Annotated in this window: 1 protein-coding gene; it reads left to right on the top strand. The window is 48.3% G+C overall.

Going from position 1 to position 518, the window contains the following annotated elements; all coding sequences use genetic code 11:
- Nucleotides 1-518 (top strand): DUF2860 family protein (locus R7093_RS28110; protein WP_318147395.1); only part of this gene is annotated, 518 nt, incomplete at both ends.

Raw genomic sequence — 518 nt, 5'->3', positions numbered from 1 at the left:
AGGCTCAACTCGCTGAAACTGCAGGGTTCAGCGGCGAAATATCAATCAATGCTGGTGTGATTTCATCGGAATCGAACTTTAATACCGACAACAGCAAAACCATCGACTCGTTAGAGCAAAGCGCTGAAAGCGACACAACCGTCATCGCAGCGCCACTCGGAAGTATCGCCTACACGTTTGGTCACCAGCTCAACCACCAAGTGTATGCTGGTACAACGCGTTCCGATGTGGCAGTCGGTACGCTGGCTTTTCAATTAGGCTATCAGTACGAACTGCCGTCAGGCACAGTATTGGATGTCTCTTACCTTCCGACCGTCCTCAAAGGCGAAACGTGGCGTAATCCTTATCAAGTGAGTACGGCTCGTAAAACAACGGATGAAGGTGGTAACGCCTATCGATTTCAAATCAAAGGTTTGGTCGATAGAAACTTCACCCTCGATTTAGCTTATGCCGATAAAGATGTCGAACAAGATGAAGTCACCGATCGTTCACTCGCGCGTGATGCCAGTATTTATTAC

The organism is Vibrio sp. 1580, from assembly GCF_033340055.1.
The sequence above is the reverse complement of the archived record's forward strand: the minus strand, read 5'-3'. Positions and strand labels throughout refer to the sequence as shown.